Annotated in this window: 23 protein-coding genes; 11 read left to right on the plus strand and 12 right to left on the minus strand. The window is 60.7% G+C overall.

All coding sequences use genetic code 11. From position 1 onward, the window contains the following. Positions 1-23: 23 nt before the first annotated feature. Together ACQRBV_RS13200 and ACQRBV_RS13205 are read right to left on the minus strand one after the other, a co-directional pair. Entirely contained in the window at positions 24-1,556 is a 1,533-nt protein-coding gene (locus ACQRBV_RS13200) for an AmpG family muropeptide MFS transporter (protein WP_060754258.1), read from the minus strand. A gap of 43 nt (positions 1,557-1,599) precedes the next feature. Continuing rightward, on the minus strand, positions 1,600-1,914 hold the full coding sequence (locus tag ACQRBV_RS13205) for an MGMT family protein (protein ID WP_232965689.1): 315 nt from the start codon (positions 1,912-1,914) through the stop codon (positions 1,600-1,602). 192 nt (positions 1,915-2,106) lie between these two features. Between ACQRBV_RS13205 and ACQRBV_RS13210 the strand changes: the two genes are divergently transcribed. The 5 genes from ACQRBV_RS13210 (at position 2,107) to groL (ending at position 6,742) form a co-directional block, all read left to right on the plus strand. Then, entirely contained in the window at positions 2,107-3,114 is a 1,008-nt protein-coding gene (locus tag ACQRBV_RS13210) for a DUF481 domain-containing protein (protein WP_090368791.1), read from the plus strand. A gap of 115 nt (positions 3,115-3,229) precedes the next feature. Further along, positions 3,230-3,961 carry a HugZ family protein gene (locus ACQRBV_RS13215; protein ID WP_060754255.1) on the plus strand — a complete coding sequence of 244 codons (732 nt, stop codon included), beginning with the start codon at positions 3,230-3,232 and terminating at the stop codon, positions 3,959-3,961. Between the two features lie 66 nt (positions 3,962-4,027). Beyond that, positions 4,028-4,504, plus strand: coding sequence for an FxsA family protein (locus ACQRBV_RS13220; RefSeq protein WP_060754254.1), 477 nt, complete (start codon positions 4,028-4,030; stop codon positions 4,502-4,504). A 247-nt stretch (positions 4,505-4,751) separates the two neighbouring features. Beyond that, positions 4,752-5,045, plus strand: a complete 294-nt coding sequence (locus ACQRBV_RS13225) for a co-chaperone GroES (protein WP_003227685.1) — start codon at positions 4,752-4,754, stop codon at positions 5,043-5,045. Positions 5,046-5,095: 50 nt separating this feature from the next. After that, positions 5,096-6,742: a chaperonin GroEL gene (gene groL, locus ACQRBV_RS13230; protein WP_060754252.1), complete on the plus strand. Its 1,647-nt coding sequence runs from the start codon at positions 5,096-5,098 to the stop codon at positions 6,740-6,742. A gap of 74 nt (positions 6,743-6,816) precedes the next feature. Here groL and ACQRBV_RS13235 read toward each other — a convergent pair whose 3' ends face one another. The 4 genes from ACQRBV_RS13235 to ACQRBV_RS13250 form a co-directional block, all read right to left on the minus strand. Continuing rightward, complete coding sequence (locus ACQRBV_RS13235; protein ID WP_411984803.1) at positions 6,817-8,244, minus strand: glycosyl hydrolase family 8; 1,428 nt, start codon at positions 8,242-8,244, stop codon at positions 6,817-6,819. Positions 8,245-8,330: 86 nt separating this feature from the next. Continuing rightward, positions 8,331-9,632 (minus strand): sensor histidine kinase, encoded by a 1,302-nt coding sequence (locus ACQRBV_RS13240; RefSeq protein ID WP_161549398.1) that lies wholly within the window; start codon positions 9,630-9,632, stop codon positions 8,331-8,333. After that, positions 9,622-10,320 (minus strand): response regulator transcription factor, encoded by a 699-nt coding sequence (locus tag ACQRBV_RS13245; protein WP_090368799.1) that lies wholly within the window; start codon positions 10,318-10,320, stop codon positions 9,622-9,624. Before ACQRBV_RS13245 ends, ACQRBV_RS13240 begins: the two co-directional genes overlap by 11 nt. An 88-nt stretch (positions 10,321-10,408) precedes the next feature. After that, positions 10,409-12,358 (minus strand): LTA synthase family protein, encoded by a 1,950-nt coding sequence (locus tag ACQRBV_RS13250; protein WP_411984802.1) that lies wholly within the window; start codon positions 12,356-12,358, stop codon positions 10,409-10,411. 205 nt (positions 12,359-12,563) lie between these two features. On the opposite strand from ACQRBV_RS13250, the gene colR reads away from it, so the two are divergent. The 5 genes from colR (at position 12,564) to ACQRBV_RS13275 (ending at position 16,335) form a co-directional block, all read left to right on the plus strand. Beyond that, positions 12,564-13,247: a two-component system response regulator ColR gene (gene colR, locus ACQRBV_RS13255; protein ID WP_198760547.1), complete on the plus strand. Its 684-nt coding sequence runs from the start codon at positions 12,564-12,566 to the stop codon at positions 13,245-13,247. Beyond that, positions 13,237-14,517, plus strand: coding sequence for a sensor histidine kinase (locus ACQRBV_RS13260; RefSeq protein ID WP_060754247.1), 1,281 nt, complete (start codon positions 13,237-13,239; stop codon positions 14,515-14,517). Before colR ends, ACQRBV_RS13260 begins: the two co-directional genes overlap by 11 nt. Positions 14,518-14,706: 189 nt before the next feature. Continuing rightward, positions 14,707-15,387 (plus strand): class I SAM-dependent methyltransferase, encoded by a 681-nt coding sequence (locus ACQRBV_RS13265; protein WP_060754246.1) that lies wholly within the window; start codon positions 14,707-14,709, stop codon positions 15,385-15,387. A 4-nt stretch (positions 15,388-15,391) separates the two neighbouring features. After that, positions 15,392-16,111 carry a lipopolysaccharide kinase InaA family protein gene (locus ACQRBV_RS13270; RefSeq protein WP_060754245.1) on the plus strand — a complete coding sequence of 240 codons (720 nt, stop codon included), beginning with the start codon at positions 15,392-15,394 and terminating at the stop codon, positions 16,109-16,111. Further along, positions 16,108-16,335: a hypothetical protein gene (locus ACQRBV_RS13275; RefSeq protein ID WP_060754244.1), complete on the plus strand. Its 228-nt coding sequence runs from the start codon at positions 16,108-16,110 to the stop codon at positions 16,333-16,335. The genes ACQRBV_RS13270 and ACQRBV_RS13275 overlap by 4 nt, the downstream gene beginning before the upstream one ends. A gap of 66 nt (positions 16,336-16,401) precedes the next feature. Here the strand turns inward: ACQRBV_RS13275 and ACQRBV_RS13280 are convergent, their stop codons facing one another. From ACQRBV_RS13280 to ACQRBV_RS13290, 3 genes are read right to left on the minus strand one after another with little or no spacing between them, the layout of a single operon-like run. After that, a complete protein-coding gene (locus tag ACQRBV_RS13280) occupies positions 16,402-17,499 on the minus strand; it encodes a DUF1513 domain-containing protein (protein WP_411984853.1) in 1,098 nt (365 codons plus the stop codon). A 2-nt stretch (positions 17,500-17,501) separates the two neighbouring features. Next, positions 17,502-18,566: an imelysin family protein gene (locus ACQRBV_RS13285; RefSeq protein ID WP_411984801.1), complete on the minus strand. Its 1,065-nt coding sequence runs from the start codon at positions 18,564-18,566 to the stop codon at positions 17,502-17,504. 31 nt (positions 18,567-18,597) lie between these two features. Further along, positions 18,598-20,025: a di-heme oxidoredictase family protein gene (locus tag ACQRBV_RS13290; protein ID WP_411984800.1), complete on the minus strand. Its 1,428-nt coding sequence runs from the start codon at positions 20,023-20,025 to the stop codon at positions 18,598-18,600. 139 nt (positions 20,026-20,164) lie between these two features. On the opposite strand from ACQRBV_RS13290, the gene ACQRBV_RS13295 reads away from it, so the two are divergent. Then, the gene (locus ACQRBV_RS13295) at positions 20,165-20,728 is read left to right on the plus strand and encodes an NAD(P)H nitroreductase (RefSeq protein WP_090368808.1); all 564 of its coding nucleotides are present in this window, start codon (positions 20,165-20,167) and stop codon (positions 20,726-20,728) included. Between the two features lie 111 nt (positions 20,729-20,839). On the opposite strand, the gene ACQRBV_RS13300 is transcribed toward ACQRBV_RS13295, so the two are convergent. The 3 genes from ACQRBV_RS13300 to ACQRBV_RS13310 form a co-directional block, all read right to left on the minus strand. After that, on the minus strand, positions 20,840-22,978 hold the full coding sequence (locus ACQRBV_RS13300; RefSeq protein WP_090368810.1) for a methyl-accepting chemotaxis protein: 2,139 nt from the start codon (positions 22,976-22,978) through the stop codon (positions 20,840-20,842). A gap of 139 nt (positions 22,979-23,117) precedes the next feature. After that, positions 23,118-23,519: a YbaN family protein gene (locus ACQRBV_RS13305; protein WP_411984852.1), complete on the minus strand. Its 402-nt coding sequence runs from the start codon at positions 23,517-23,519 to the stop codon at positions 23,118-23,120. A gap of 95 nt (positions 23,520-23,614) precedes the next feature. Beyond that, complete coding sequence (locus ACQRBV_RS13310; RefSeq protein ID WP_060754237.1) at positions 23,615-24,223, minus strand: biliverdin-producing heme oxygenase; 609 nt, start codon at positions 24,221-24,223, stop codon at positions 23,615-23,617. Positions 24,224-24,336: the final 113 nt, after the last annotated feature.

Consider the following 24,336-nt stretch of genomic DNA (forward strand, 5'->3'; position numbering starts at 1 on the left):
GCGCCCTCGCCACGGAGTGCTTGTCAGTCTTCTACAGGAGGACTCAACCGCGCCCGTCGACTTTCCTGAAACCAGTGCAACGCAATCAGGAACAACGTCGGTACGCCCAGCAGGCAGGTGATGATAAAGAAGTTGTGATAACCGAACTTCTCCACCATCACGCCGGAGTACCCGCCAATCAGGCGCGGCAGCAACAGCATGATCGAACTGAGCAGCGCATATTGGGTGGCGGAGAACTTGAGGTTGGTCAGGCTCGACAGATAGGCGACAAACGCCGAAGTGGCCAGGCCCGAGCTGAAGTTATCCAGGGAAATGGTGAAGATCAGCATCTGCAGGTCCGGGCCCATATCGGCCAGCATCACGAACAGCAGGTTGGTCGCGGCCGAGGCCGCGCCGCCGATAAACAGGATCGGCAAGATACCGAAACGCACAATCAGCAGGCCGCCCATGCCTGCGCCGAGCAGGGTCATGATCAGGCCGAAGATCTTGCTGACCCCGGCAATCTGGTCCTTGGTAAAGCCCTGGTCGATATAGAACACGTTGGCCATCACGCCCATCACGGTGTCGGACATGCGATAGGTCGCGATCAGCCCGAGCAGCAGCAACGCCTGCCAACGGTAGCGCAGGATAAAGTCGTTGACCGGTGTCAGCACCGGCGCCAGGCCGCGGCGGCCCATGGTCGACAGGCACAGGGTGGTGAGCAGGATATAGAGGATGGCACGCAGGAAGGCGCGATCTTCCATCAACAGCTCCCACAGGGTGACGCCGTGGAACAGCACACTGGCGAAATCGGTGTTGTACAGCTGGGTGAACATCGCCGGGACCGACACCAGCAGCACGATCAAGACGAATACCGAGACCAGTTGGTGCGAGAAGCTGTAGCGGCCGGCCTGCAGTTGGGTACGCAGCGGCACATCGGGTTCGCGCATGAACAAGGTGGTCAGGAGTGCCGGGATCATCAGCACGCCGAACATGACATAGGTGCCGGTCCAGGCCGAATGCTTATAGTTGAAGCCGGTAGAGCCGAAACCTTCGGCAAAGAACAGCGCGCCGGCTGTGGCCAGCAAGGCTGCAATGCGATAGCCGGACATGTAGCTGGCGGCCAGGGCGGCCTGGCGGCTGTCGTCGGCGATTTCCAGGCGATAGGCGTCTACGGCGATGTCCTGGGTGGCCGAGGCGAAGGCCACGATCACCGCAATGGCGATCAACCAGGACAAGTGTTTTTGCGGGTCGCAGAACCCCATGCCGATCAATCCGAGGATCACCAGCGACTGGGCAAGCACCAACCATGAGCGGCGTCGCCCCAGTTTTCCGAGGAGCGGCAGGCGCCATTGGTCGAGCAGCGGTGACCAGACCCATTTAAAGGCATAGGCCAAGCCGATCAGGCTCGCATAACCGATGGTCTCGCGGGCCACACCGGCCTCGCGCAGCCATACGGAAAGCGTCGAGAACACCAACATGTAAGGCAAGCCGGCGGCGAAGCCGAGCAACAACAGCACCAACGTCGAAGGGCTGGCATAGGCGGCGAGCGCGGCGCGCCAGGTTTTACGGGGCATGGGCTGGAATCTGCCTCAGATTTGCGGAAACAAAGCGCGCACTCTAACCGCTGTGCTCTACCGGGCGCCAGCCATGACGCTGAATATCAACGCGATTGTTCAGGATGCTGACACCTTCGCTGCGTAAACGCGCACGTTGTTCGTCGCCTGAAGCACTGCCCACCGGCAGACTTATCCGACCACCGGCGCCCAGCACGCGATGCCAGGGCAGTCGAGTGTCTTCGGGCAGTTGGCTGAGGGTACGTCCCACCCAGCGTGCTGCCCGACCCAGGCCGGCCAGGCGCGCCAATTCGCCGTAACTCACGACACAACCTTGCGGGACTTGCGCCAGCGTCAGGTACAGCGCGGTACGGCGCATCTCGGCGGGGCTTTGCGGCGTATCGGCAGGTGGATTCACTGTGGATATATCCGTTGAGATCTTCGCGTATTTGTAAGAAACGTCTGTAAACATGGCGATGAGAATTGAACTCAATATAAATCCTTGAGTCAGTCGTAGCTATCTAACACGATAGCGCCCTTTTTTCGCCAACCTTGAGCCCCGAATCTGCTTATGTTGTCCAGAACCCTGCTGTGCCTTGCTGTTTTAAGCGCCTCCACCCCTTTGCTCGCCGACACCGTGTGGTTGAAGAACGGCGACCGGCTGACCGGCAAGATCAAAGTCTTTGACGGCGGCAAATTGCTGATTCAGACAGACTACGCCGGCTCGATCCCGGTGGACTGGAAGCAGGTGAAAACCCTGGAGAGCGATCAGGAATTGCTGGTCAAGCAGGACGCCTATACCGGTGAGAAAGCCAAGTCGCTGAAGGCCGCAGACGATGGAAAGGTGGTCCTGGCCAACGGTGAAGCGCCCAAGACCGTGGACCTGGCGAGCATCCAGCAGATCATCAAGCCCAAGCCGGTGATCGAGGACCTGGTGTGGAAGGGTAATGTCGACCTGGCGCTGGACTACAAGCGTGCCGACAAAGACACCAACGATTACGACATCGACTTCAAGACCACCGCCCGTCACGGCCAGTGGCGCCATACCGGGAAGGGTGAGTACAACCGTGAGTTCCAGGACGACGTCACCACCACCGACAACTGGGCCCTGGAATATGACCTGGACCGCTTCATCACCGAACATTGGTTCTGGCAGGGCCGCCTGACCTACAAGCGCGACAAGGTGGAAGACCTGGCGCGGCAACGCACCGTGGGTACCGGCCCCGGCTACCAGTTCTGGGATGATGAGCTGGGCGCATTCTCCCTCGGCTCCCTGGTCAACCGCACCGATTACGAATATGCCGACGGCGGCAAGGACAACTTCTACTCCCTGGCCATGAAGTGGAACTACAACCGCTACCTGGTGGGCAAGACCGTTGAGTTCTTCACCAGCGGTGAATTGGGCAAGCCGCTGGCCGGGCCGTCCGAATACTCCGTGGATGCGCAAATGGGCCTGCGCTACAAAGTCACCGAGTGGGCTTCGCTCAATCTCAAGGCCGAGCGCGACATTATCAGTGGCGATTCGGAAAGCAGTTTGAGCAAGACGCGCTACACCGCGGGCTTTGGCGTGGCCTGGTAACCCACACGGCAAAAGCTGCCGGGGCGGCGCTGGCAACCTGCGCGGATATTGATTACCTTGTGTTGAGATCCATTCCCATGTGCCATGGGCGACCGAATACCCGAGGAGTCATACGTTGAGCGCGCACGTTGCCAAGAACGCCCGAGAGCTGTTGCTCAAGGAATACCGTGGGGCTCTCTCCACACTGTCCAAAGCCATGCCCGGCTTCCCTTTCGGTTCGGTCGTGCCTTATTGCCTGGACGAGCAGGGCCGCCCGCTGATCCTGATCAGCCGCATCGCCCAGCACACCCATAACCTGCACAAGGACCCGAAATGCTCGCTGCTGGTGGGTGAGCGCGAGGCCGATGACGTGCAGGCCGTCGGGCGCCTGACCTACCTGGCCGAAGCCGAGCAACTGGACGATCAGGCGGCGATCGACGCGGCGGCCGAGCGTTATTACCGCTACTTCCCCGAATCGGCCAACTACCACAAGGCCCATGATTTTGATTTCTGGGTACTCAAGCCGGTACGCCACCGTTATATCGGTGGTTTTGGCGCGATTCACTGGGTCGACCAGTTGACCCTGGCCAACCCCTTCGCGGGCAAGGCTGAGCGCAGCATGATCGAGCACATGAACAGCGATCACACCAAAGCGATTGCCCATTACGTCGACCTGGCCGGTTTGCCGACGTCCGAGCCTGCGCAATTGGTCGGTATCGACAGTGAAGGCATGCACCTGCGCATCGGCCAAACGTTGCATTGGTTGCCGTTTGCCGAGCCTTGTAATACTCCGACACAAGTGCGCGAGGCCTTGGTTTCATTGGCTCACGCCGAGGTCTGGCCGAAAAAAGCAGCGGCCGGCGCTTGAATTCACGAAATGGCGACGTCATCTAAGGTGGACTAGCAAGGCATTCTTGCGTTGAGGAACCATTTGATGCGCCCTTTTTTATTGCTCTTTCTGCTGTTCCCGGTGCTGGAGCTGTTCGTATTCGTTCAAGTCAGCAGCGCAATCGGGTTTTTCCCGGCGTTGTTGCTGATTATTGCCGGCTCGATGCTCGGCGTCCTGGTACTGCGCGTCGCGGGTCTGGCTACGGCCCTGCGTGCCCGTGAAAGCCTGAATCGCGGCGAGTTGCCGGCCCAGACCATGCTCGAAGGCTTGATGATGGCCCTGGCCGGTGGTCTGTTGATCCTGCCGGGCTTTGTCAGCGACGTGGTCGGCCTGGTCATGCTGCTGCCGTTCACCCGCAAGCTGCTGGCCGGCAAGATGCGCCAGCGCGCCGAAGAGGCTGCGATTCGCCAGCGTGCCTTCGCCGATGACCTGCAACCCCGTGGCGGTCCGGCTCCGCGCCAGCCCCTGGGGCGTGAAGGTGACGTGATCGAAGGCGAGTTCGAACACCGCGACTCCAAATAAGCGCTTTATCGGCACGGCACCTTCGGGTGCCGTGTTGCTTTTACCCGACCGTAGACACAAAAAATTTCATTCATGGCCCCTTGTAATAAGCCCAGGCGCCCTTATGTAACGGTCACCGCAAGGTTTCTGGTGGCGACACCAGACAGACTTCAGCGGTTTGCTTTGCGAACCGCGACCGGCCCCGCCGGAATTTAACCCGCCGGAATTGATACCGGCCGATGAAAAACACAATTAGGAGAGATCGACAATGAAGCTTCGTCCTCTGCACGACCGCGTCGTAATCCGTCGCAGCGAAGAAGAAAAGAAAACCGCTGGCGGTATCGTTCTGCCAGGTTCGGCTGCTGAAAAAGCCAACCACGGTGTGATCGTCGCTGCGGGCCCAGGCAAGACTCTGGAAAACGGTGAAGTACGTGCGCTGGCCGTTAAAGTCGGTGACAAGGTTGTTTTCGGCCCTTACTCCGGTAGCAACACTGTGAAAGTTGACGGCGAAGACCTCCTGGTAATGGCTGAGAACGAGATTCTCGCCGTACTGGAAGGCTGATTTCCCCGCTCATTTTTCCGTTACTCCAAAGAATTTAAGGAATATCGATCATGGCTGCTAAAGAAGTTAAATTCGGCGATTCCGCCCGCAAGAAAATGCTCACCGGTGTCAACGTCCTGGCTGACGCGGTAAAAGCGACCCTGGGCCCGAAAGGCCGTAACGTGATCATCGAGAAGAGCTTCGGCGCTCCGACCATCACCAAGGACGGCGTTTCCGTCGCCAAAGAAATCGAACTGGAAGACCGTTTCGAAAACATGGGCGCGCAGCTGGTCAAAGACGTTGCCTCCCGTGCCAACGATGACGCAGGCGACGGCACCACCACCGCCACCGTTCTGGCTCAGTCGATCGTCAACGAAGGCCTGAAAGCCGTCGCTGCCGGCATGAACCCGATGGACCTGAAGCGCGGTATCGACAAGGCGACCATCGCCATCGTCAAAGAGCTGAAGAACCTGTCCAAGCCTTGCGCGGACTCCAAGGCTATCGCTCAGGTAGGTACCATCTCCGCCAACTCCGACAGCTCCATCGGCGACATCATTGCCGAAGCCATGGAAAAAGTCGGTAAAGAAGGCGTGATCACCGTTGAAGAAGGCACCGGCCTGGAAAACGAACTGTCGGTTGTAGAAGGCATGCAGTTCGACCGTGGCTACCTGTCCCCTTACTTCGTCAACAAGCCGGACACCATGGTTGCCGAGCTGGACAGCCCGCTGATCCTGCTGGTCGACAAGAAGATCTCCAACATCCGCGAAATGCTGCCAGTGCTGGAAGCCGTTGCCAAAGCCGGTCGCCCACTGCTGATCATTTCCGAAGACGTTGAAGGCGAAGCCCTGGCGACGCTGGTTGTGAACAACATGCGTGGCATCGTCAAAGTCGCAGCCGTCAAGGCACCGGGCTTCGGCGACCGTCGCAAGGCCATGCTGCAGGACATCGCCGTCCTGACCGGCGGTACCGTTATCTCCGAAGAGATCGGCCTGAGCCTGGAAAGCGCCACCCTGGAAAACCTGGGTAGCGCCAAGCGCGTGACCATCTCCAAGGAAAACACCATCATCGTTGACGGTGCTGGCGTTGACGGCGACATCGAGTCCCGTATCGCTCAGATCCGTGCCCAGGTTGCTGAAACTTCCTCGGACTACGACCGTGAAAAACTGCAAGAGCGTCTGGCCAAGCTGTCCGGCGGCGTTGCAGTGATCAAGGTTGGCGCTGGTTCCGAAGTTGAAATGAAAGAGAAGAAAGCCCGCGTTGAAGACGCCCTGCACGCAACCCGCGCAGCCGTCGAAGAAGGCGTGGTACCTGGCGGTGGCGTTGCGCTGATCCGTGCTCTGGAAGCCCTGACTGGCCTGACCGGCGACAACGCTGACCAGAACGTCGGTATCGCTGTTCTGCGTCGCGCTGTTGAAGCTCCGATGCGTCAGATCGCTGCCAACTCCGGCGACGAGCCGAGCGTTGTGGTCAACGAAGTCAAGAACGGCAAAGGTAACTACGGTTACAACGCTGCTACTGGCGAATACGGCGACATGATCGAAATGGGCATCCTGGACCCAACCAAGGTAACCCGTTCCGCGCTGCAAGCGGCATCCTCCATCGGCGGTCTGATCCTGACTACCGAAGCGGCTATCGCTGATGCACCGAAGAAAGAAGGCGCAGCTGGCGGCGGTATGCCAGACATGGGCGGCATGGGTGGCATGGGCGGCATGATGTAAGCCAGCCTTACCCGGCACCTGAAAAACCCCGTCTGCAGTGATGCAGGCGGGGTTTTTTTATGCAGCGCCAGCGCTCAGCCTATTGAGCGGCGCCTCAGCAGTTTCTTGAACGTGAACCCCCGTGCCAAGGTCAGTCGGGTACTCGACATGAGGGCCATGGGTTGCGATAGAGCTTGGTCGAGCGGCTGATGAACAGGCAGGTGCGCGGTTCTTTCAGGGGGCGCAGGCCTGGGCCGTTCCCAGTGGCCGGACATGACCACCATCCCCAGCAACTTGAGGGTATTGGCGTAGTAGTCATGGGCCTTGAGTGGACGGTGTTGCAGGTTGTCCCAGATGTTATTGAGCCATGGCTGGTTGCCGGGGCTGATCATGGCGCTGACCCCCAAGGCGGAAATAAACACCAGGTCATCCTGGTCTTCGTCGAATACGCTGCCATCGACCCGGTAACCGTTGTTGAACGCCGCGGGCTGATCGCCGGTGATTGTGCGCGCCCAGTGGTTGAACGGAGTCAGGGCCTCCAGCGCACGCACGTCGCCGTACATCAGGTAGTCCAGGCCGACCCGCCACGGGTAGCGGGCCGCATTCCACGCGTAATCGCCGTCGTGCTTGCCTTCCAGCAGGTCGGCGCGGGCGGGTGTGATCGAGGTGTCGAGGTGGCTGATGAAGTCTGGCAGCAGGGCGCTGCCTGCGCTGTAGCGCTCGGTGAAGGTGTGGATGATCGAGTAGGTTTTGTCACGAACAGCCAACCAACGCCTGTCACCGGTCATCGCAAAAAAACTGTTGAGGTGCGACTGCATGAAATCCGAGCTGCGGGTGGCGTATTCAAGCTCGGAATCGCCATCGGTGCCGGCCCAGTCGCCGAGCAGCAGATGATGGGTTCGCGGGTGTACCTCATGGTGCATGATCGCCGCCAGCACTTGGTTGGCTTGGCTGCGGTAGTCAATCGCACCTTGGCTGCCCCACGCCTGGTCAGCCAGCAGCAGGGCGTAGGCGATATCCAGGTCACCGTCGGTGGCGCTGGCGTTGCCGCGGAACCGGCCAGTGGAGTTGCCGCAGCCTTCGACCTGGTTCCAGGCCATCAACCCGGGATCGGATTTGGCTGGGTGGTCTTTGAAATAGCGCACCATGCCATCAAAGATCTGCTGCGCGTCCGGGTCCTGCTCGGCCATCATCACGCTGAGCAGCATGCCATAGCCGTGGGCTTCGGATACGGTAATGGTGTGCGGGGCGGTGCCGCCGCCCACCGGCTTGCCGTCGGCATTGACCTTGATGAAATAGCGCCCGTTGCCGCATTCGGCGGATAGATAAAGCGCCTTCCATTCTGTGTAGAACCGGGTCAGTTGCTGATCCATGACCGCCTGGGGCAGGTGGTTTGGCTTGATCGAGCCGGCGTGGTAAGGCGCCGCTTGGGCAAAAGCCCAGGCATCGCTGACGAACAATGAGCTGGCGGCAATGCACAATGACCCCATCAGCCGGTGCAGGTGCTTTTTCGGGGGACGCATGGGCGGGCTCTCCAACCTGGAATTCAGGTGGCGAGGTTACGGGCGATACGAACTGTTCGCTGTCACAGGCTGTAACACGCTATGCGCTACTGAGGTGGGCGCAGCGGCAGGACCAGGCTCAGGCGTGCGCCACCCCGCGGGCTGCGGGCCACCGAGAGTTCACCGCGGTGCCACTGCGTCGCCCGTTTGGCCAGCGCCAGGCCAAGGCCGAAGCCGCCTGGGGCGTCACCGCCCATGGCCAGCCGTACGAAAGGCTCGAAGATTTTTTCACGGTTTTCCGCCACGACGCCAGGGCCGTCATCGTCGACGTGCAGTATCAGATGGTGTTGGCCATGGTAGGCCGCGCTGACACATACCTGGTCGCGGGCATAGGTGATGGCGTTGCTCAGCAGGTTGCGCACGATCAGGTGCAACAGCGCACGGTCGCCGATCAGCTCCAGCTCCGGTGGGTCGGTCTCCAGGCTCAGGTGGCGCTGATGTCCGTCCAGCAAGGCAAATTCCTGATGCAGCCACTCGCGAATGCGGATGGGCTCGTAGTGCAGGTCTGATGCAGAACCGGCCATTCGTGCGAAAGCCAGGCTGGCCCGCACCAAGGCTTCCAGTTCTTCGACGTCGGTGAGCAAGCGCTCCTGAAGTCGGGTGCGCGTGGGCGGGTCGTCACTTTTGCCCAGCAGGGTCAGGGCAAAGCGCATGCGTGCCAGGGGCGTGCGCAGTTCATGCGACACCGCTTGGGAGACTTCGCGGTGGCGTTCGCCCATGGCGCTGATGGCCTGGGCATGTTGTTGCAGCGTCTGCAGCAACGGCGCCCATTCCTTGCCCATCGCGGGCAACATCACATTCGGCGTGTGCGCCAGTGTACCGAGGCAGGCATTGAGCTTGCCCAGTTCGCTGGCGCGCCGGCTGTGTGCGCGTAAGCCGAGCCAGAGCAGCAGTAACACCGGCAGGCCAGCGACGCCTGCTGTTATCCAGTAAATCGGAAATTTCAGCAGGTCATCGACCTCAGCCGTGCCCCACATGGGGCCGAACTGGATCACGGTGTCATCGTCCAGCGGGAAGTAGGTAATGTCTTCGTCGCTATTGAGCGCCGGCTGTTGATGTTCCAGCATCACCAAGGCTTCCGGCGGCAGCTCGACGTCATCCAGCGCGACCAGTGCCACCGGGTACTGGAAATGTGCGCGCAAGGTGTCCATGTGCGATTCGCGTTGGTCGGCCGGCAAGGCCTTGAGCTGCTCGGCCACCAGGTAGCCCGGCCCAGCCATCAAGCGTAGAAAGCTGTCTTCACCGACAAACACCGAAGCGTTGGCGCACAGCCACAACAGATAACACGTCAAGGCCGCCCAAGCGGTGCCCGCCACGACCGCCATCCAAGGGCGCACTTTAGACAGCATCTTGGCCGTCCTGTGGGATTTCGACAAAGAGATAGCCTTGGGCCGTGATGGTCTGGATGGTCACCGGGCAAGCCAGGTTCATCAGCTTTTTACGCAGGCGCGACACGCGCATATCGATGGAGCGGTTGACCCCGTCGTACTCCAGGCCCCGCAGGCTCTGGAGGAGTTTTTCGCGGGTCAGCAACACGCCGCAATGGCGGGCGAAAATCGCCAGCAATTCGAACTCGGCCACCGAAAACTGCAAAGGGGTTTCTTTGAGCCAAGCGAAATGGCTGTTCAAGTCCAATCGGAAACTACCCCATTGGTAAGTGGCGCGGGGCGTTTGCGGACGGCGGCGCAGCAGTGAGCGGATACGCGCCAGCAACAGCAGCGGGTCGACGGGCTTGACCACATAGTCGTCCGCCCCCACATCGAAGCCGGTCAATTGTTCGGCGTTTTCATCCAATGCCGTCATCATCAGGATCAGCCCGGGGTAGTGATCACGAATCTGTCGACACAGAGTGAAGCCGTCGATACCCGGCAACATCACGTCCAGGATCAACAGCGCCGGCTGTTCATCGAGAATGCGCTGGGCTGCATGATCGCCACGGTGCTCCACCGCAACGGTAAAACCTTCGGCGCGCAGGAACTCGGCCGTCAGCGCGGCCAGTGGGCGGTCGTCTTCAATCAGCAGGAGGGTGTCGGACATGAAAAAGGGCCGTCGCCGAAGCAAGGCCGCAAGTGTTACGCCCTTGCCTGGGAGGAGGCAAGGGCGGGACGCGCACTTCGTGGGTTTATCAGTCGGCGGTGAGCGCCGGTGCCGCGTTCTTGGGGGCTTTCCAGCCGAGCAGTTGTTGTGTGTAACCGTAGCTGGCAGCTTGATAGTAGGTGATCGCCCGCTGGATCAACGGATCATCGCTGCCCACGCGTAACTCCTGGCTTTCACCCAGCGCCTGATCATGGCGACGCAACCCTTGGCGCGGGCTGAGGATCGCCAGGTCCTTGCCGTCGAACAACCCCAGGTGCTGGTAGTTGCCGACCACCACACGTGGCGGCAATGGGCTGTCTTGCAACAGGTTGCGACCAAAGAAGGTGGACTCGTAGCTCAGGTTGAGCAGGGCCAGCAAAGTGGGCGCCAAGTCGATCTGGCTGGCCAGTTGCGCGGTTTCCCGGGCCTCGATCAATTTCGGGGCGTAGATGAACAGGGGGATCTGGTAGTTGGTGATCGGCAAGTCTTCCTTGCCCGCGCTGCCGGCCGTGTGGTCGGCGACGAACACGAAGATCGTGTTATCGAACCAGGGCTTCTGTCGTGCGGCCTCAAGGAACTGGCCGATGGCGTAGTCGGTGTATTTGACCGCACCGTCTCGGCCCTTGCCGGACTTGATATCAATACGCCCGTCCGGGTAGGTGTAGGGGCGATGGTTGGAGGTGGTCATCAATTGCAGCAGAAACGGCTGCTGCTTGGCGTAGTCGGCGTCGGCCAGTTTCAGGGTCTGCCGGTAGAGGTCTTCGTCGGCCATGCCCCAGGCATTTTTAAACGAGATATCCGATTCGGCCACGCTGCTCTGGTCCACGACCCGATAGCCATTGCCGCTGAAGAACGCGTTCATGTTGTCGAAGTAACCACGCCCGCCATAGACAAACACACTGTCGTAGCCGATGGCGCTGAGTTGTTGACCCAGGCTGGCAAAGCCGCTTTCGCGCCCTATGCGCTTGACGATCGAGCGCCCTGGCGTTGGCGGAATGGCCAGGGTGATGGCTTCCAGGCCACGGTCGGTACGCGTACCGGTGGCATAGAAGTTATTGAAGTACAGGCTTTGCTTGCGCAGCGCATCGAGGTTGGGCGTAAGGTTGCGCCCATCACCGTTGCTGCCCATGTATTTGGCGCTGAAGCTTTCGATGGTCACCAGCACGATATTGGGCTTGCGCAAGGTGCCGGGGTTCTCGATGGCACGGCGGATATCCAGCGGGTCTTTGCCGATAAAGCGCGCGTTGGGCTCGCTGAGTTCGGTGCGTAGCTGCTGGGCGACCACCTCGGTTGGCAGGCTCTTGTAGAACTGCGTGTAGTCCAGCTCGTTATTGCGAAATGCCGCGAAAAACTGATACGGGCCATTGCTCGCCAGTTCGTTCTTGTAGGCGTTGCCGCCCTGGGTGCGCGGGCTGTCCTGGCTGATCAGTTGCAGGCTGAGGCCGGCGGCGATCAACAGGCTCAAGGCGCTCAGCAAGCGGCCGCGCATCGGCGGCAGCGGTGCATTCAAGGCGGCGTTGAAAGGTTTGCGCAGTGCCACGCTCAGCACCACCGCCAGCATCGCCAACAGGCTGAGCAACTTGCCGATCGGATAAGACTCCAGCAGGTTGTTCAGCACCTCGTCGGAATACACCAGGTAATCCACGGCGATAAAGTTGAAGCGCACGCCGAACTCGTCCCAGAACAGCCATTCGGCCACCGAGGTAAACAACATGGCGAACAGGCTGACCGTCAACATCGCTTGCAGGAACCAGCGATGGCCGCGACGGCGCCACAGCCCCGGTGGGCAAAGCAGCAAATACAGGCCCAGCGGCAAGGCTGCATAGGTCAGGAAGCCCAAGTCGTACAGCAAGCCCACGCCAAACACCGGCAGTACGTTGCCTCCGACTTCACTCAGGTGAGTCAGTAGCAGGACGCTGCGGGTGAGCAGGAAAATAACCAACCATGCGCCGGTGACGAGCAGCAGGTAGCGCATAGGCGCGGTTTTGAGAAACCCCATGTCCAGCATAATCCTTCTATTAATGGGCGATGATCTTCGGCCAGGCCTTGTTGGCGGCCTGTGAATCTATAGTGAAAAACTCATTAGATCATAAAGTTGGTTGAGAAGATTAATCGATAAGTCCGACAGGTCTATCCCTGAGCCACGCCAGGCCTTAAGCTGCGCGAGCCAGCACGGCTGGCACGACAGTACGGAGACACTGCTCATGCGAATTCTATTGGTTGAAGACAACCGCGATATTCTGGCCAACCTGGCGGACTACCTGGGGCTCAAGGGCTATACCGTTGACTGCGCGCAGGACGGTTTGTCGGGCCTGCACCTGGCGGCCACCGAGCATTACGACCTGATCGTGCTCGACATCATGCTGCCAGGCATTGATGGCTACACCTTGTGCAAACGCCTGCGCGAAGACGCGCGCCGTGACACACCGGTGATCATGCTCACTGCCCGCGATCAGTTGGATGACCGATTGCAGGGCTTCAAGTCGGGTGCCGATGATTACCTGCTCAAGCCGTTCGCCTTGTCCGAATTGGCTGCGCGCATTGAAGCTGTGCTGCGCCGCGCCCAGGGCGGTGGTCGTCGCGCCTTGCAGGTGGGCGAGTTGTTCTACGATCTGGATACCCTGGAAGTCACCCGCGAAGGGCGCCTGCTCAAGCTCAACCCGGTGGGCCTGAAGTTGCTGGCGGTGCTGATGCAGAAGAGTCCGCATGTGTTGCGCCGCGAAGTGCTCGAAGAAGCCCTGTGGGGCGATGACTGCCCGGACAGCGACAGCCTGCGCAGCCACGTTCACCAGTTGCGCCAGGTGATCGATAAACCTTTCGCCAAGCCATTGCTGCAGACGGTGCACGGCGTCGGTTATCGCCTGGCCGAGGGGCGTGATGGAGTTTAAGCAAAGCCTTGCCCAGCGGATCATCATCGCCTTTGCCTTGATGAGCGCGCTGGTGGCGGGGGCTTTCGCCATGGGCATTGTTGCGACCGTGCACCTGGTGGAAGAGAAACTGATCTCGGCGGGCCTGGGTGGCGACCTGCAACGGTTGCTATTGATGGACAGCGTCGAAGACTGGAGCCACCGGCCGGAGCCGGACCAGTTGTTCTATTTCAGCGGTGGGCGCGGCGATTTCGAACTGCCCAAGGATTTGCGACACCTGGACCCAGGCTTTCATGAGGTGTTTCGCGAAGCGCTGTCGTACCACGCCATGGTCGAAGTGGTCGACGGTCGGCGTTATGTCCTGCTGCAAGACCAGAGCGACTTTGAAGAGCGTGAGCGCGTGTTGTTTGCGGTGGTGCTGGTGGGGTTCGTGCTCAGCCTGGCGCTGGCGGTGTTCCTGGGTTGGGTGTTGGCCCGCAAGGTGATGGCACCGGTGGTACGCCTGGCCCGCCAGGTACGCCACCGTGACCAGTTGCTGGGCCTGGCGCCGCCGTTGGCCCCGGATTATGCGGCCGATGAAGTGGGTGAACTGGCGGTGGCTTTCGATGCCACGCTCGGCCGCTTGCGTCAGGCGTTGTCCCGTGAGCAATTGTTCACCAGCGACGTGAGCCATGAATTGCGCACACCCTTGATGGTGTTGGCCACTTCCTGCGAACTGTTGCTGGAGAACCCGGCGATTGATCAGCGCGGCCGTGCCCAGGTCGAGCGCATCGCCCGCGCCAGTGAGGAAATGCGCGAGCTGGTGCAAACCTTCCTGATGCTCGCCCGTGCCAAACATGATGATGCTGCCATGTCGCCGCAGGTCAATCTCAAACAGGTGGCCGATGACTTGCTCGGTATCTGGCGCGAGCCCATCGAGCAAAAAGGGCTTGAGTTGATCTACATTCCTGGCAACCCCTTGGCGACCCGCTACAACACCACGTTCTTGCATGCGGTGATGGGTAACTTGCTGCGCAACGCGCTGCATTACACCGAGCAAGGGTTTATCCGCCTCACCCTGGAGCCGAGCGGTTTTATCGTCGAAGACTCCGGCGTCGGTATACCGGAAGAAAAACGTGAAGCGATGTTCGAGCCTTTTGTGCGTGGCAGCGAGAAGCGCGGTGAGGGCCTGGGATTGGGTTTGTCGCTGGTGCAACGCATCTGCGAGAGCCAAGGCTGGAGCGTCAGCCTGAGCACCATGGAGCCCAACGGCTGCCGCTTTCATGTCGAGTTGAGCCAGGTCAAACCCTGACTCGCCAGCCTGCCGCTATGCTGCGGCAGTTAGCGTGCTTTTCGGCGAAGATGGCCCCAGGCCACCGTTTGTGTCTGTAAAGTCTTGAAATGTATGGGGTTGGACAGGACAAGTTTTTCACAACCAGTTGACCTGTCGCTCACAGTTTGCTGCTTAAGGTTGTAGGCATCAGCAACTGGAGATGTTTAGATGCCTTCCCCGATCAAGCTCGAATTTTCCGAAAAGTACGACGACCAACACGCGCAAAATTATTTGCTCAAGCATCAGGACAATCTGGCTCGCCGGTTGTCCCACAAACGCGACGAGCAATTGGCGCGCGGTGCGCTGGCCATGGCCGGTGAGCCTGGGCTGGTCCTGGACCTGCCCTGCGGCGCCGGGCGCTTCTGGCCATTACTGGCCGAAAAACCCAATCGTGTGATTATCGGCGCTGATAATTCGGCATCGATGTTGAAGGTCGCCACAGTCGCCCAACCGGCGGACGTGGTGAAACGGGTACGCACTTTGCAGACATCGGCCTTTGATATCGATTTGCCGGACAACTCGGTCGACAGCATTTTCTGCATGCGCTTGATGCACCACATTGGTGATCCGGAGCATAGGCTGGCGATATTGCAGGAGTTTCAGCGTGTGACGCGCGACAGCGTGATCCTCTCGCTGTGGGTCGATGGCAACTTCAAGGCCTGGAGACGCAAGCGCGCCGAGTCCCGGCGTCGCGAAAGAGGTGAGCAGGAAGGTTACCAAAATCGGTTTGTGTTACCGGCGGCTACTGTCGAGGCAGAATTTGAGCAGGCCGGTTTCCGTGTTCAGGAATCCCTGGACTTCATGCCGCTCTATGCCATGTGGCGAGTCTATGTATTGCGTAAGAGGTGACAGGATGGCAGTTGAGTGCGTAGCAGGTAGTCATGTAGCTCCCGAGGAGCGGTTTGATTATTTCTGGCGCCTGAAAGGGGAATGGGTCGAGGAACCCAATCGTCGGCGTGGCGGTGAAAGTGGTGTGCAGCGGGTCATCAGCCCCAATGGGCGCTTGCTCTACAGCAAACGCCAGACCGGGCACATCTACCGCAGTTGGCTCCACCCGTTCGGACGCCCGACCGTGCTACGTGAGCGTGACGCCCTCAAGGGCCTGCGTTTACTCGATGTACGCGTACCAGAGCTGGTGTTTTGCGAAGCACGTCGCGACCCGGAACACCGATGGAAAGCACTGCTGGTCACGGCGTCCCTGGACGGTTTCGACGAGATCGAAAACTGGTATGCCGCCGGCGGCCGCGAACAGTACGGCGAGCTTGTCCATGAGCGCCTGCTCAAGGAACTGGCCGGCACCCTGGCGCGCATGCACAAGGGCCGTTGGCAGCACGGTTGCCTGTATATCAAGCACATCTTTGTGCGGGTAACGGGCGAAGGTGATTCGGCCAATGTGGAAGTTGCGCTGCTGGACTTCGAGAAGTGTCGCCAGCGTTTGACCGCCTATCGGGCCGCTTCCCACGACATGCTGCAACTGCGTCGCCATTCGTCGTGGAGCGATGCCGACTGGAAAAAACTCAGCTACTTTTACGAGACGGCGTTTGGCAGCGCTATCAAGGGTTTAACCAGATGAAGCTAGAAATAGCACGAGGTTTGTTTCTGGTCGGTGCGTTGGGTATTGCAGCCCTGGCCCTGGCTGCGTGGGAGCAACCTCGTACACAAGTGCTCAGTACGGTGGACGGTAACGGGCAATGCCTGTTACCGCGTGTCGCCAAGGCGAACGTAAAGGCAAGGCCCGATCATGATCTGCTGTTGTTCATGTTCGGGATGTCTCAAGGGATGAGGCCACAGAGTTGAGATGAACCTTAAAAAATTCACCCCCCCGAAACAGGGCCTTGCGATGCGAGGCCCTTTTTTTTGCCTTCAAATCAGATGCAGGTGGTTATCCCAAAGCCCCGCCGGTAACTCCAAGGGTGTGGCGACCAATGGGTTCTGACGGCAATCGTAGAACCGGCAGCGTCCCTGGCCGGAGGTGACGACAAAGCCATCCGCCACTGCCCCCACGCCGGCACAGTCGGGCAAAGGGCCGTCCAGGCGCAGCTCACCGCTGTCGATATCCCAGATAAAAAACCGATTGCCCCGTGGCGCAGTCAGCGCCACCAGGCGCAATTGGCTGTGCACCGCGACGCTGGCGGTGTAGTGCCCCATGGCGTGCAATTGCTCATCGGCCACCGGGAACGCCACGAACGGTTGCCCCGGCCGCTTGATTGCCAGCAGTTCCGAGCGTTCGTGGGAAGGCCCCATGAATTGTTGCCCGGTGAGGACAGTGCCATCGTTGGCGATGCCCATATGGCGCACGCTGTTCATCTGCTGGCCGAGGGTTTCCTTGCTGATCAGCGTGCCATCGCGGTGCATCAGCACCAGGCTCGGCTCCATGGCGTTGAGGTTCATCTCCACGCGGCTTTCGGCTTCGGTGCGAATACCGCCGTTGGCCACCACCAGGGTTTCGCCGTCGGGCATCCACGACACCTGGTGCGGGCCGATGCCGTGGGTGGAGAGCTCACCGCTGTGCACCAGGCGCTCACCTTCGAACCGGTAAACACCGAGCAGGCCACGACCGGGATCGGAGGTGTCGTTCTCGGTGGCATACAGCCATTCGCCGCTCTGGTGAATCACCGCGTGGCCATAGAAGTGGCGGTTGGCGTTCGAGGTGATGGTTTGCAGCAGCGCGCCATCACGCAGGTCGATCAGATAACTCTCGGTGCCCGGGCGGCGGGCCACAAACAGCGCAATCGGCAGCGCCGGGTGGTTGATGATGTCGTGGCAGCGTTGGCCGACCTGGGTGGCAAACACCTGCTTGCCATCCAGGCGGAAACCCACCGCGTAGTGCTTGCCCTCGGCATCATCGCGTGCCGAGAGCAGCAGTGGGCTTTTGTCCTTTTGCTTGAATAGCGTCCAGCCACCCAACGTGAGCGCGCTGAGCAGCACGCTGCCAATCGCCAAAGCCTGTCGCCTGAGCATCATCAGTCACCGTCGTTGGCGTTGAAGCCCAGCTGGATGCCCAGCGCCTTGGCCAGCTCACCTTCGTGCAGGCGGTGGACCACGTTGAGGCTGTCGTAGAGGTCATTGAGCTGCTGGCGCCCGGCGTCATCGTTCAACAACTCGCTGAGGGTGCGCTGGTTGCTGGCGAACAGTTTCAGGGCGGCGGCATAGGCGGCGTCGATCTTGTCGGCCAGCGGCTTTTGCTCCGACGGCAGCAGGTTGCGCAGGCCCTTGTTGTCGACCCCCACCCAGACGGTTTGCGCGGCGGCAAGGCTGGTTTCCAGGCTTTGCAGGGACGACTGGCTGCGCCATGCGTCAGCCTGGAACGGTTGCGGGATACCTTTGGCCTGGCGGCCCATCGGCGTACCGAGTTTCTTTTTCAGGGTGTCCAGCGCGGTCACCTGGGCACGCAGCAGGTCGGCGATGGCTTCGTGGGAATCGGCGTAGCGCTGGTTGGGAAACTTGGTCATCTGCGCGAGCATGCCGTCGGTGCTGTTCCAGCTGGCGAGAATCTCTTCGGCGAGGCTTTTCTGGCGCTCGCCGATCGCCACCAGCATTGGGCAGTAGCGCGCCTTTTGCGCTGGATCGGCGACGTCGGTCTTGGCGTCGTAGAGGATGTATTCGTAGGCCGACAGGCCCTGTACCACGACGCTGGACTTGGCCAGGGCAGCGGCGTCGATCTGCGGCTGGGAGCTGACCAGTTGTTCGACCTGGCGGCCCACCAGGTTTTTCTTGTCCGGCCAGAACTGCACCTGCCACGAACGATTGCCCTCGGCCAGCGGGCCGACCAGCAGCGGTTGCAACTCGGCCCAGGCTTTTTGTGCGTGGAGGAAATCGGCGCGGGCGGTGTCCAGGCTTTCCTTGCCCTGGCAATAGGCGAGGGCGCTGACGGCCAGTTGGCGGTCGGCTTCAACCCAGCGGCTGTAGGTCGGCAGGATGACTTGCTTGGCGATGGCCGCCGAGGTCACTGCTTGCGGGTCCTGGGGCGAGCAGGCGCCGAGAGCGAGTGCGGCCAGGCTGGTGAACAACAACTTGGGACGGAACATGTAGAGCTCCCTTCTGTAATTGGGGCGAAGCTTATAGAGAATTCAGGAACGCCAGCAACGCGGCGCGCTGCTCGGCGTTGAAAGACAACACCTGTTGTTGCGCCGCCTGTGCTTCACCGCCATGCCACAGCACGGCTTCGAGCAGGTTGCGGGCGCGGCCGTCATGTAAAAACTGGGTGTGGCCACTCACGGTTTGCGTCAGGCCAATGCCCCACAACGGGGGTGTGCGCCAGTCGCGGCCCCCGGCCTTGAATTCGCTACGCTGGTCAGCCAGACCTTCGCCCATGTCGTGCAGCAGCAGGTCGCTGTAGGGGCGGATCGTCTGGTTGGCCAGTTCGGGTTCGGACGCAGAGGCGGACGTGGTGAACGTCGGTTTATGGCACCCCTGGCAACCGGCCTGGTAAAACAGGTTTTTGCCGGCCAGCACCTGTGGCGTATTGACGTCACAGCGTGCGGGGACCGCAAGGTTGCGCGTGTAAAACAGCACCAGGCGCAGGATGTTATCGCTGACTTCCGGCTCGCCATCGGGGCCATTGCCGTTGGGGGCCTGTTTGCAGGCAATCTGGGCGTCCGTGCAATCATCAAAGGGTCTCAGGGACGTGGTGAGGCCCATGTCACCAGAGAACGCGTGAACATTTTGTTGATTAAGGTTGGGTTGCCCGGCTTTCCAGCCAAAACGCCCGAGGACGGTCTTGCGCTGGGCGTCGTCCCACACCCAGTTGGCGCGGCCGACGAGGGCTTCCTGGTCGGCGGTTTTCGCGTCGGTGTTACGCAGGATGTCGGCGTCGCTGATGGCTTCGAGCAGGCCCAAGCCGATCATCGGCGGTGCGATTCGCGCTGAAAAAAGTGTATCTGGATGCATCGGCCCGTAGCCGAGCTGGGTGATTTGCAAGTTGGGCTTACGCAACTCAACCACCGTGCCGTCCTTGAAGCTGACGTTGACCGGCGTGTAGTCCACCCGCACCTTGCCTTCGGGGACCACGCCCGGCACGGCCATGTCTTGCAATTGCCCGCCGTAGACAGGCTCGGGCACCACGCCGAGTTGCTCGATAAGCTTGGCATCGATCGGCGCAGGCGGAATCGACAGGCGCACCAGCATCGATACTGCATTCGGCGCGTCGGGCAGCGGCGGGTGCCCACGGCCGTCCTTGATATGGCAGTTCTGGCAGGCGTTGGTGTTGAACAAAGGCCCCAGGCCATCACGCGCGGTGGTGGTGGACGGTGCGATCACCCATGGGCTGCGGAAAAAACTGTTGCCGACGCTGAAATCCAGACGACGGCTCGGCGCCAGGTTGGCTGAGGGCAGGGAAAACGCATTCTGGTCGCGCTTGTTCACTGTCGTCGCGCCGCCGGCCCGCGATTCCCCCGGCTCTGCCTGGGTAAACCTGGGTGGGGCATCGCAGGCGGTCAGGCTCAAGGCCATCAACGCTGCCGACAAGCGAAAAAACGAACGGAACATCGAGTTTCCTGGAACAAGGCGGAAAATGAGGCCGCAAAGTCTAACAGGGCAGGGCGGATTGAATAAGAGCAATTATCGTTTGGTGGAACCCGATTCATTCCCGCTAGAATGGCCGCACATTTATTTCTGGAGGTGGCCAATGCAGGCTCTCGACGCTTTGCTCAACCGTGTTTCCGTGCCGCGTTTGCTTGAGCCGGCACCGACCCAGGAGCAGCGCGATGTGCTGTTCGCCGCCGCCATGCGCGCGCCGGACCATGGCCAGTTGCGTCCTTGGCGTTTCCTTACCGTGGAAGGTGCCGCCCGTGAGCAAATGGGCACGTTGTTGGCCGAAGCCGCCCGCCTGCAAGATGCCGATGCTCCGCAAGCCGTCATCGACAAAGCCCAGAACGGCCCGTTGCGTGCCCCGTTGGTCGTGGTGGTGATTGCCCGCTTGCAGGAACACTTCAAGGTGCCGAAGTCCGAACAGTTGCTGGCAGCCGCCTGTGCGGCCCATGGCATTCTGTTGGCGGCCTATGCCCAAGGGATTGGCGCCGTGTGGCGCACCGGCGAATTGTCCTACTCGGCCCACGTCGCCAAAGGCCTGGGGCTGACGGCGGATGAGCAAGTGATTGGCTTCCTCTACCTGGGCACCCCGCAAAACCCGCCGCGTACCGCGCCGAAAGAAGATGTGGCGCCGTTTGTCAGCGCCTGGACCGGTGTTTAGGTTGTCACAGATCTAAATGTGGGAGGGGGCTTGCTCCCGATAGCGATGTGTCAGCTATCAATAAGTTGACTGACACACCGCCATCGGGAGCAAGCCCCCTCCTACATGGGGTCAGACCTTGAACTGATCCATCAACTTCATCTGTTGACCGGCCAGCGCATTGAGCTGGCTGCTGATGGCCGCCGATTCGGTCGCCTGGCCGGTGAGAGCTTCAGTCACGGTGCGGATCGCCGAGACGTTGCGATTGACCTCTTCGGCCACCGCGCTCTGCTCTTCGGCGGCGCTGGCGATCTGCAGGTTCATGTCGCTGATCACCGTCACCGCATCGCTGATCTTGCCCAGTGCCTGCACGGCTTGATGGATCTGCCCGGCGTTGCTCTGGGCCTGGTGCTGGCTGGAATGCATGGTCGCCACCACGCCACGGGTGCCACTCTGGATGCGCTCGATCACCTGGCGGATTTCCTCTACCGAGTCTTGGGTGCGTTTAGCCAGGTTGCGCACTTCGTCGGCCACCACCGCAAAACCACGGCCGCTTTCCCCGGCCCGCGCCGCTTCGATGGCGGCGTTGAGCGCCAGCAGGTTGGTCTGCTCGGCGATGCTGCGGATCACTTCGAGCACCGAACCGATCTGCTCGCTGTTCACCGCCAGGGCTTCCACTTCAGACACCGCCTTGCTGACCTCTTCGGCGAGTGTGGTGATGTCGCGGGTGCTCTGCTCGATGATCGACATGCCTTCACGCGCCGACTGGTCGGCCCCGCGTGCCGCATTGGCGGCACTGGAGGCACTGTTGGCTACATCGTGGGCGGTGGCGCTCATTTCGTTGGACGCCGTCGCCACCTGGTCGATTTCGCGGAACTGCACTTGCATGCCTTCGCTGGTCTGGCGGGCAATCTCGGATGACTGATCTGCCGTACCACGGGCTTCGGCGATGCTTTGCTTGATCTGCGCGATGGTCGGTTGCAGCTTGTCGAGGAAGCGGTTGAACCAGTTCGCTAGTTCGCCCAGTTCATCTTTCTTGGCGTACGCCAGGCGCTGGGTCAGGTCACCCTCGCCGCTGGCGATATCCTTGAGCATGGCTGCCACGTTGTTGATCGGGCGGGTGACGCCGGTGGCGGTCAGCCAGATCAGCAGCAGGCCCAGCAGCGCGGCGGCGGCGGCGATCAGTAAGGTCTTGATCAGGCTGCTGGCCTGGGCTTCGTCGAGTACCGCTTGCAGCTTGATGTTATCGGCGAGCATCACGCTTTTGGGCAGTTTGATGAGTACGCCCCAGTTCTTGGCGTCGGCAATCGGTTTGAACGGGTAGACGGCGCGAATCGTGTCGTCCTGTTCGCGGATCATTGGGTTGCCGGTGGCCAGCAGTTGCACGATCTCCTTGCCTTCCGCACCCAGGGTATCGATCAGGTTCTTGCCGACCTTGGCGGGTTCACCGCTGTAGGCTGCGATCAAACCGGTGCTGGAGAGGTATTCCAGGTGCGCCGCGCCGTTGAACAGGCTTTTCTGCGCGGCGTCGGTGTTGGCTTGCAAGGCGTTGAGGGCGATGTCGACGCCGATCACGCCGATGACTTTGCCGTCTACGATCAGCGGCAGGGAAATGGTGGTCATCAGCACCGGCTTACCGGCCACGGTGTCCTCGTAGGGGTCAAGCAGGCAGGTGTTGCGGCTGTCTCGTGGGCAGGTGTACCAGCTGTTGTAGGGGATGCCACTGAGGTTGAGGGTGGTCTTGGTCAGATCCTCTTCGACCATGATGGTGTTCAAGCCTTCACCGCCGGCGCGGCTCCAATAGCTGGAAAAACGCCCTTTTTCGTTGGACACCCGCGCCTTGTCATCGATGAACTCGCTGTCTTTGCCATCCAGGGCATTGGGTTCGAACGAGAGCCAGACACCCAACACGCCACGGTTGCGTTCAAAGGCCGTCTTCAGGCTCTGATTGAGTTCTTCACGCAATGCCCCAGCCTCCAGCCCGCGCTTGGCGCCGGTGTTGCGCAGGTCCTTGATCTGGTCAGCCAGTGCGGTAATGGCCACCAGGCTGTCGCTGAAGGTTTTCTGCAATTGCGCGGCTTGTTCGCCAGCCTTGGCTTGCAGCAACTGCTCAACGCTGGAGGTGAGCATGCGCGAGCTTGAGTCGCTGACTAATTGGTCGTTTTGGTGGGTGTTATAGAGGTTGAGGCTCACGACCAGCGCGATCACCCCCAACAGACACAGGCCGGACAGCAGCACGATTTTCAAGCGAATGGAGAGGGTGTCGAACATAGGTTCACTCGTGAATGAATGTGTTGGAATGCAAGCAAGGCAAGCCAAATCCATTCGGCGCTATATCCGGAGCATCGGCGCAGTCGGATGATTCATGAGGAGCAGGCGATGAGCGGTAGGAAAAACCCTACACGCAGCGTTAGACGGGGGTTGCGAGGCGTTCCGGACGCGACCAGATCCACAAGTTGCCCAGGCTCATTCCGGCAATCGCCAGGTAGATCGGCCAGCCATGATCGAGCATCACCAGCATCAGGCCCGCGCACAACAGCATGCTCACCGTGGCGCTGACTTTGGCGCGACGCGCGATGATCTTGCCATTGCGCCAGTTAAACAGGATCGGCCCGAGCAGCCGGTGGTTTTCCAGCCAGGCGCTGAGGCGTGGCGAGCTTTTGGTGGCGGCCCAGGCGGCGAGCAGGATGAATTCGGTGGTGGGCAAACCCGGTATGACAATCGCCACCAACCCGATGCCCAGGCTGACGTAGGCTAGCAGGCCGAACAGGATACGGGCGATTTTCGAGGGGGATTGGGTTTTGCCGGTCATGGATGGGATGGTCACAGAAAATCAGGGCGCAATGAGATCTAGCTGTGGGAGGGAGCAAGCCCCTCCCACAGGTTGATGGCATTTCAATTCAGGCGTCAGGCCAGTTCGGGGGCGCTAGCGTACGCCTGTTCCAGCAGCACGGTGAAGCGCACGAATGCATCGATTGCACCTTTTTCTGCCGCAGCCTCTTCTTCGGCGTTCAATTCCAGGCCGTCGAGGGTGCGGGTAAAACGCTTCCAGCCTTCGGCGCGGCCACCGGCCGGTTCACCCAGGTGACGGGCACCGAAGGTTTCACTCAGGCCCAGGCCCACGGCGCGCTTGATCAGGAACGCGGCTCCCAGCTTGGAGCCTTCCGACACGAACAGCCAGCCCAGGGCTTGGGCTTTGCTGGGGTTCTTCACTGCGCCTGCGACCGGTGCCGGCACGTCGGTGTCCAGGTCGCCCAAGTCCAGCCTGGCGGCTTCGGCACGGCAGCGCTCGGCCAGGTCCGGGAAGATCTCGATCAGTTGCGGGTCGTTGTACAGGGCCACCAATTCCGACTGGAACAGGTATTGCGCCACTACGAAACGGGCGAAGTTGGCCTGGGTTTCGAATGGCGCGTGGGCTTTGACCAGCGCGTCGAGCTGGGCATGTGGGGCGTGGGTGATCTGGTTCAGGCGCTGGGAGCGCAGGCTTGGGCGTTCTGCGGTAGGGGAAGCGGTCATCGAAAAAGTCCTTGAGAGGGGGAGCGCCTTGTGGCTCTAAAGAGAGCGGTTATCAACTAGACGAACAGGAAGACGCGGCACAGTAAAAAATCCTCACCTGCCGGCGACTGAGG

Origin of the sequence: Pseudomonas sp. R11F (assembly GCF_050312575.1) — a bacterium.
Lineage (GTDB): Bacteria > Pseudomonadota > Gammaproteobacteria > Pseudomonadales > Pseudomonadaceae > Aquipseudomonas > Aquipseudomonas palleroniana.

What these genes read in the sequence shown, in the direction of transcription:
- ACQRBV_RS13200 (WP_060754258.1), bottom strand. Translation starts at nt 1,556, where the DNA reads ATGCCCCGTAAAACCTGGCGCGCCGCGCTCGCCGCCTATGCCAGCCCT.
- ACQRBV_RS13205 (WP_232965689.1), bottom strand. Translation starts at nt 1,914, where the DNA reads ATGCGCCGTACCGCGCTGTACCTGACGCTGGCGCAAGTCCCGCAAGGT.
- ACQRBV_RS13210 (WP_090368791.1), top strand. Translation starts at nt 2,107, where the DNA reads ATGTTGTCCAGAACCCTGCTGTGCCTTGCTGTTTTAAGCGCCTCCACC.
- ACQRBV_RS13220 (WP_060754254.1), top strand. Translation starts at nt 4,028, where the DNA reads ATGCGCCCTTTTTTATTGCTCTTTCTGCTGTTCCCGGTGCTGGAGCTG.
- ACQRBV_RS13225 (WP_003227685.1), top strand. Translation starts at nt 4,752, where the DNA reads ATGAAGCTTCGTCCTCTGCACGACCGCGTCGTAATCCGTCGCAGCGAA.
- groL (WP_060754252.1), top strand. Translation starts at nt 5,096, where the DNA reads ATGGCTGCTAAAGAAGTTAAATTCGGCGATTCCGCCCGCAAGAAAATG.
- ACQRBV_RS13235 (WP_411984803.1), bottom strand. Translation starts at nt 8,244, where the DNA reads ATGCGTCCCCCGAAAAAGCACCTGCACCGGCTGATGGGGTCATTGTGC.
- ACQRBV_RS13240 (WP_161549398.1), bottom strand. Translation starts at nt 9,632, where the DNA reads ATGCTGTCTAAAGTGCGCCCTTGGATGGCGGTCGTGGCGGGCACCGCT.
- ACQRBV_RS13245 (WP_090368799.1), bottom strand. Translation starts at nt 10,320, where the DNA reads ATGTCCGACACCCTCCTGCTGATTGAAGACGACCGCCCACTGGCCGCG.
- ACQRBV_RS13250 (WP_411984802.1), bottom strand. Translation starts at nt 12,358, where the DNA reads ATGGGGTTTCTCAAAACCGCGCCTATGCGCTACCTGCTGCTCGTCACC.
- colR (WP_198760547.1), top strand. Translation starts at nt 12,564, where the DNA reads ATGCGAATTCTATTGGTTGAAGACAACCGCGATATTCTGGCCAACCTG.
- ACQRBV_RS13260 (WP_060754247.1), top strand. Translation starts at nt 13,237, where the DNA reads ATGGAGTTTAAGCAAAGCCTTGCCCAGCGGATCATCATCGCCTTTGCC.
- ACQRBV_RS13265 (WP_060754246.1), top strand. Translation starts at nt 14,707, where the DNA reads ATGCCTTCCCCGATCAAGCTCGAATTTTCCGAAAAGTACGACGACCAA.
- ACQRBV_RS13270 (WP_060754245.1), top strand. Translation starts at nt 15,392, where the DNA reads ATGGCAGTTGAGTGCGTAGCAGGTAGTCATGTAGCTCCCGAGGAGCGG.
- ACQRBV_RS13275 (WP_060754244.1), top strand. Translation starts at nt 16,108, where the DNA reads ATGAAGCTAGAAATAGCACGAGGTTTGTTTCTGGTCGGTGCGTTGGGT.
- ACQRBV_RS13280 (WP_411984853.1), bottom strand. Translation starts at nt 17,499, where the DNA reads ATGCTCAGGCGACAGGCTTTGGCGATTGGCAGCGTGCTGCTCAGCGCG.
- ACQRBV_RS13285 (WP_411984801.1), bottom strand. Translation starts at nt 18,566, where the DNA reads ATGTTCCGTCCCAAGTTGTTGTTCACCAGCCTGGCCGCACTCGCTCTC.
- ACQRBV_RS13290 (WP_411984800.1), bottom strand. Translation starts at nt 20,025, where the DNA reads ATGTTCCGTTCGTTTTTTCGCTTGTCGGCAGCGTTGATGGCCTTGAGC.
- ACQRBV_RS13295 (WP_090368808.1), top strand. Translation starts at nt 20,165, where the DNA reads ATGCAGGCTCTCGACGCTTTGCTCAACCGTGTTTCCGTGCCGCGTTTG.
- ACQRBV_RS13300 (WP_090368810.1), bottom strand. Translation starts at nt 22,978, where the DNA reads ATGTTCGACACCCTCTCCATTCGCTTGAAAATCGTGCTGCTGTCCGGC.
- ACQRBV_RS13305 (WP_411984852.1), bottom strand. Translation starts at nt 23,519, where the DNA reads ATGACCGGCAAAACCCAATCCCCCTCGAAAATCGCCCGTATCCTGTTC.
- ACQRBV_RS13310 (WP_060754237.1), bottom strand. Translation starts at nt 24,223, where the DNA reads ATGACCGCTTCCCCTACCGCAGAACGCCCAAGCCTGCGCTCCCAGCGC.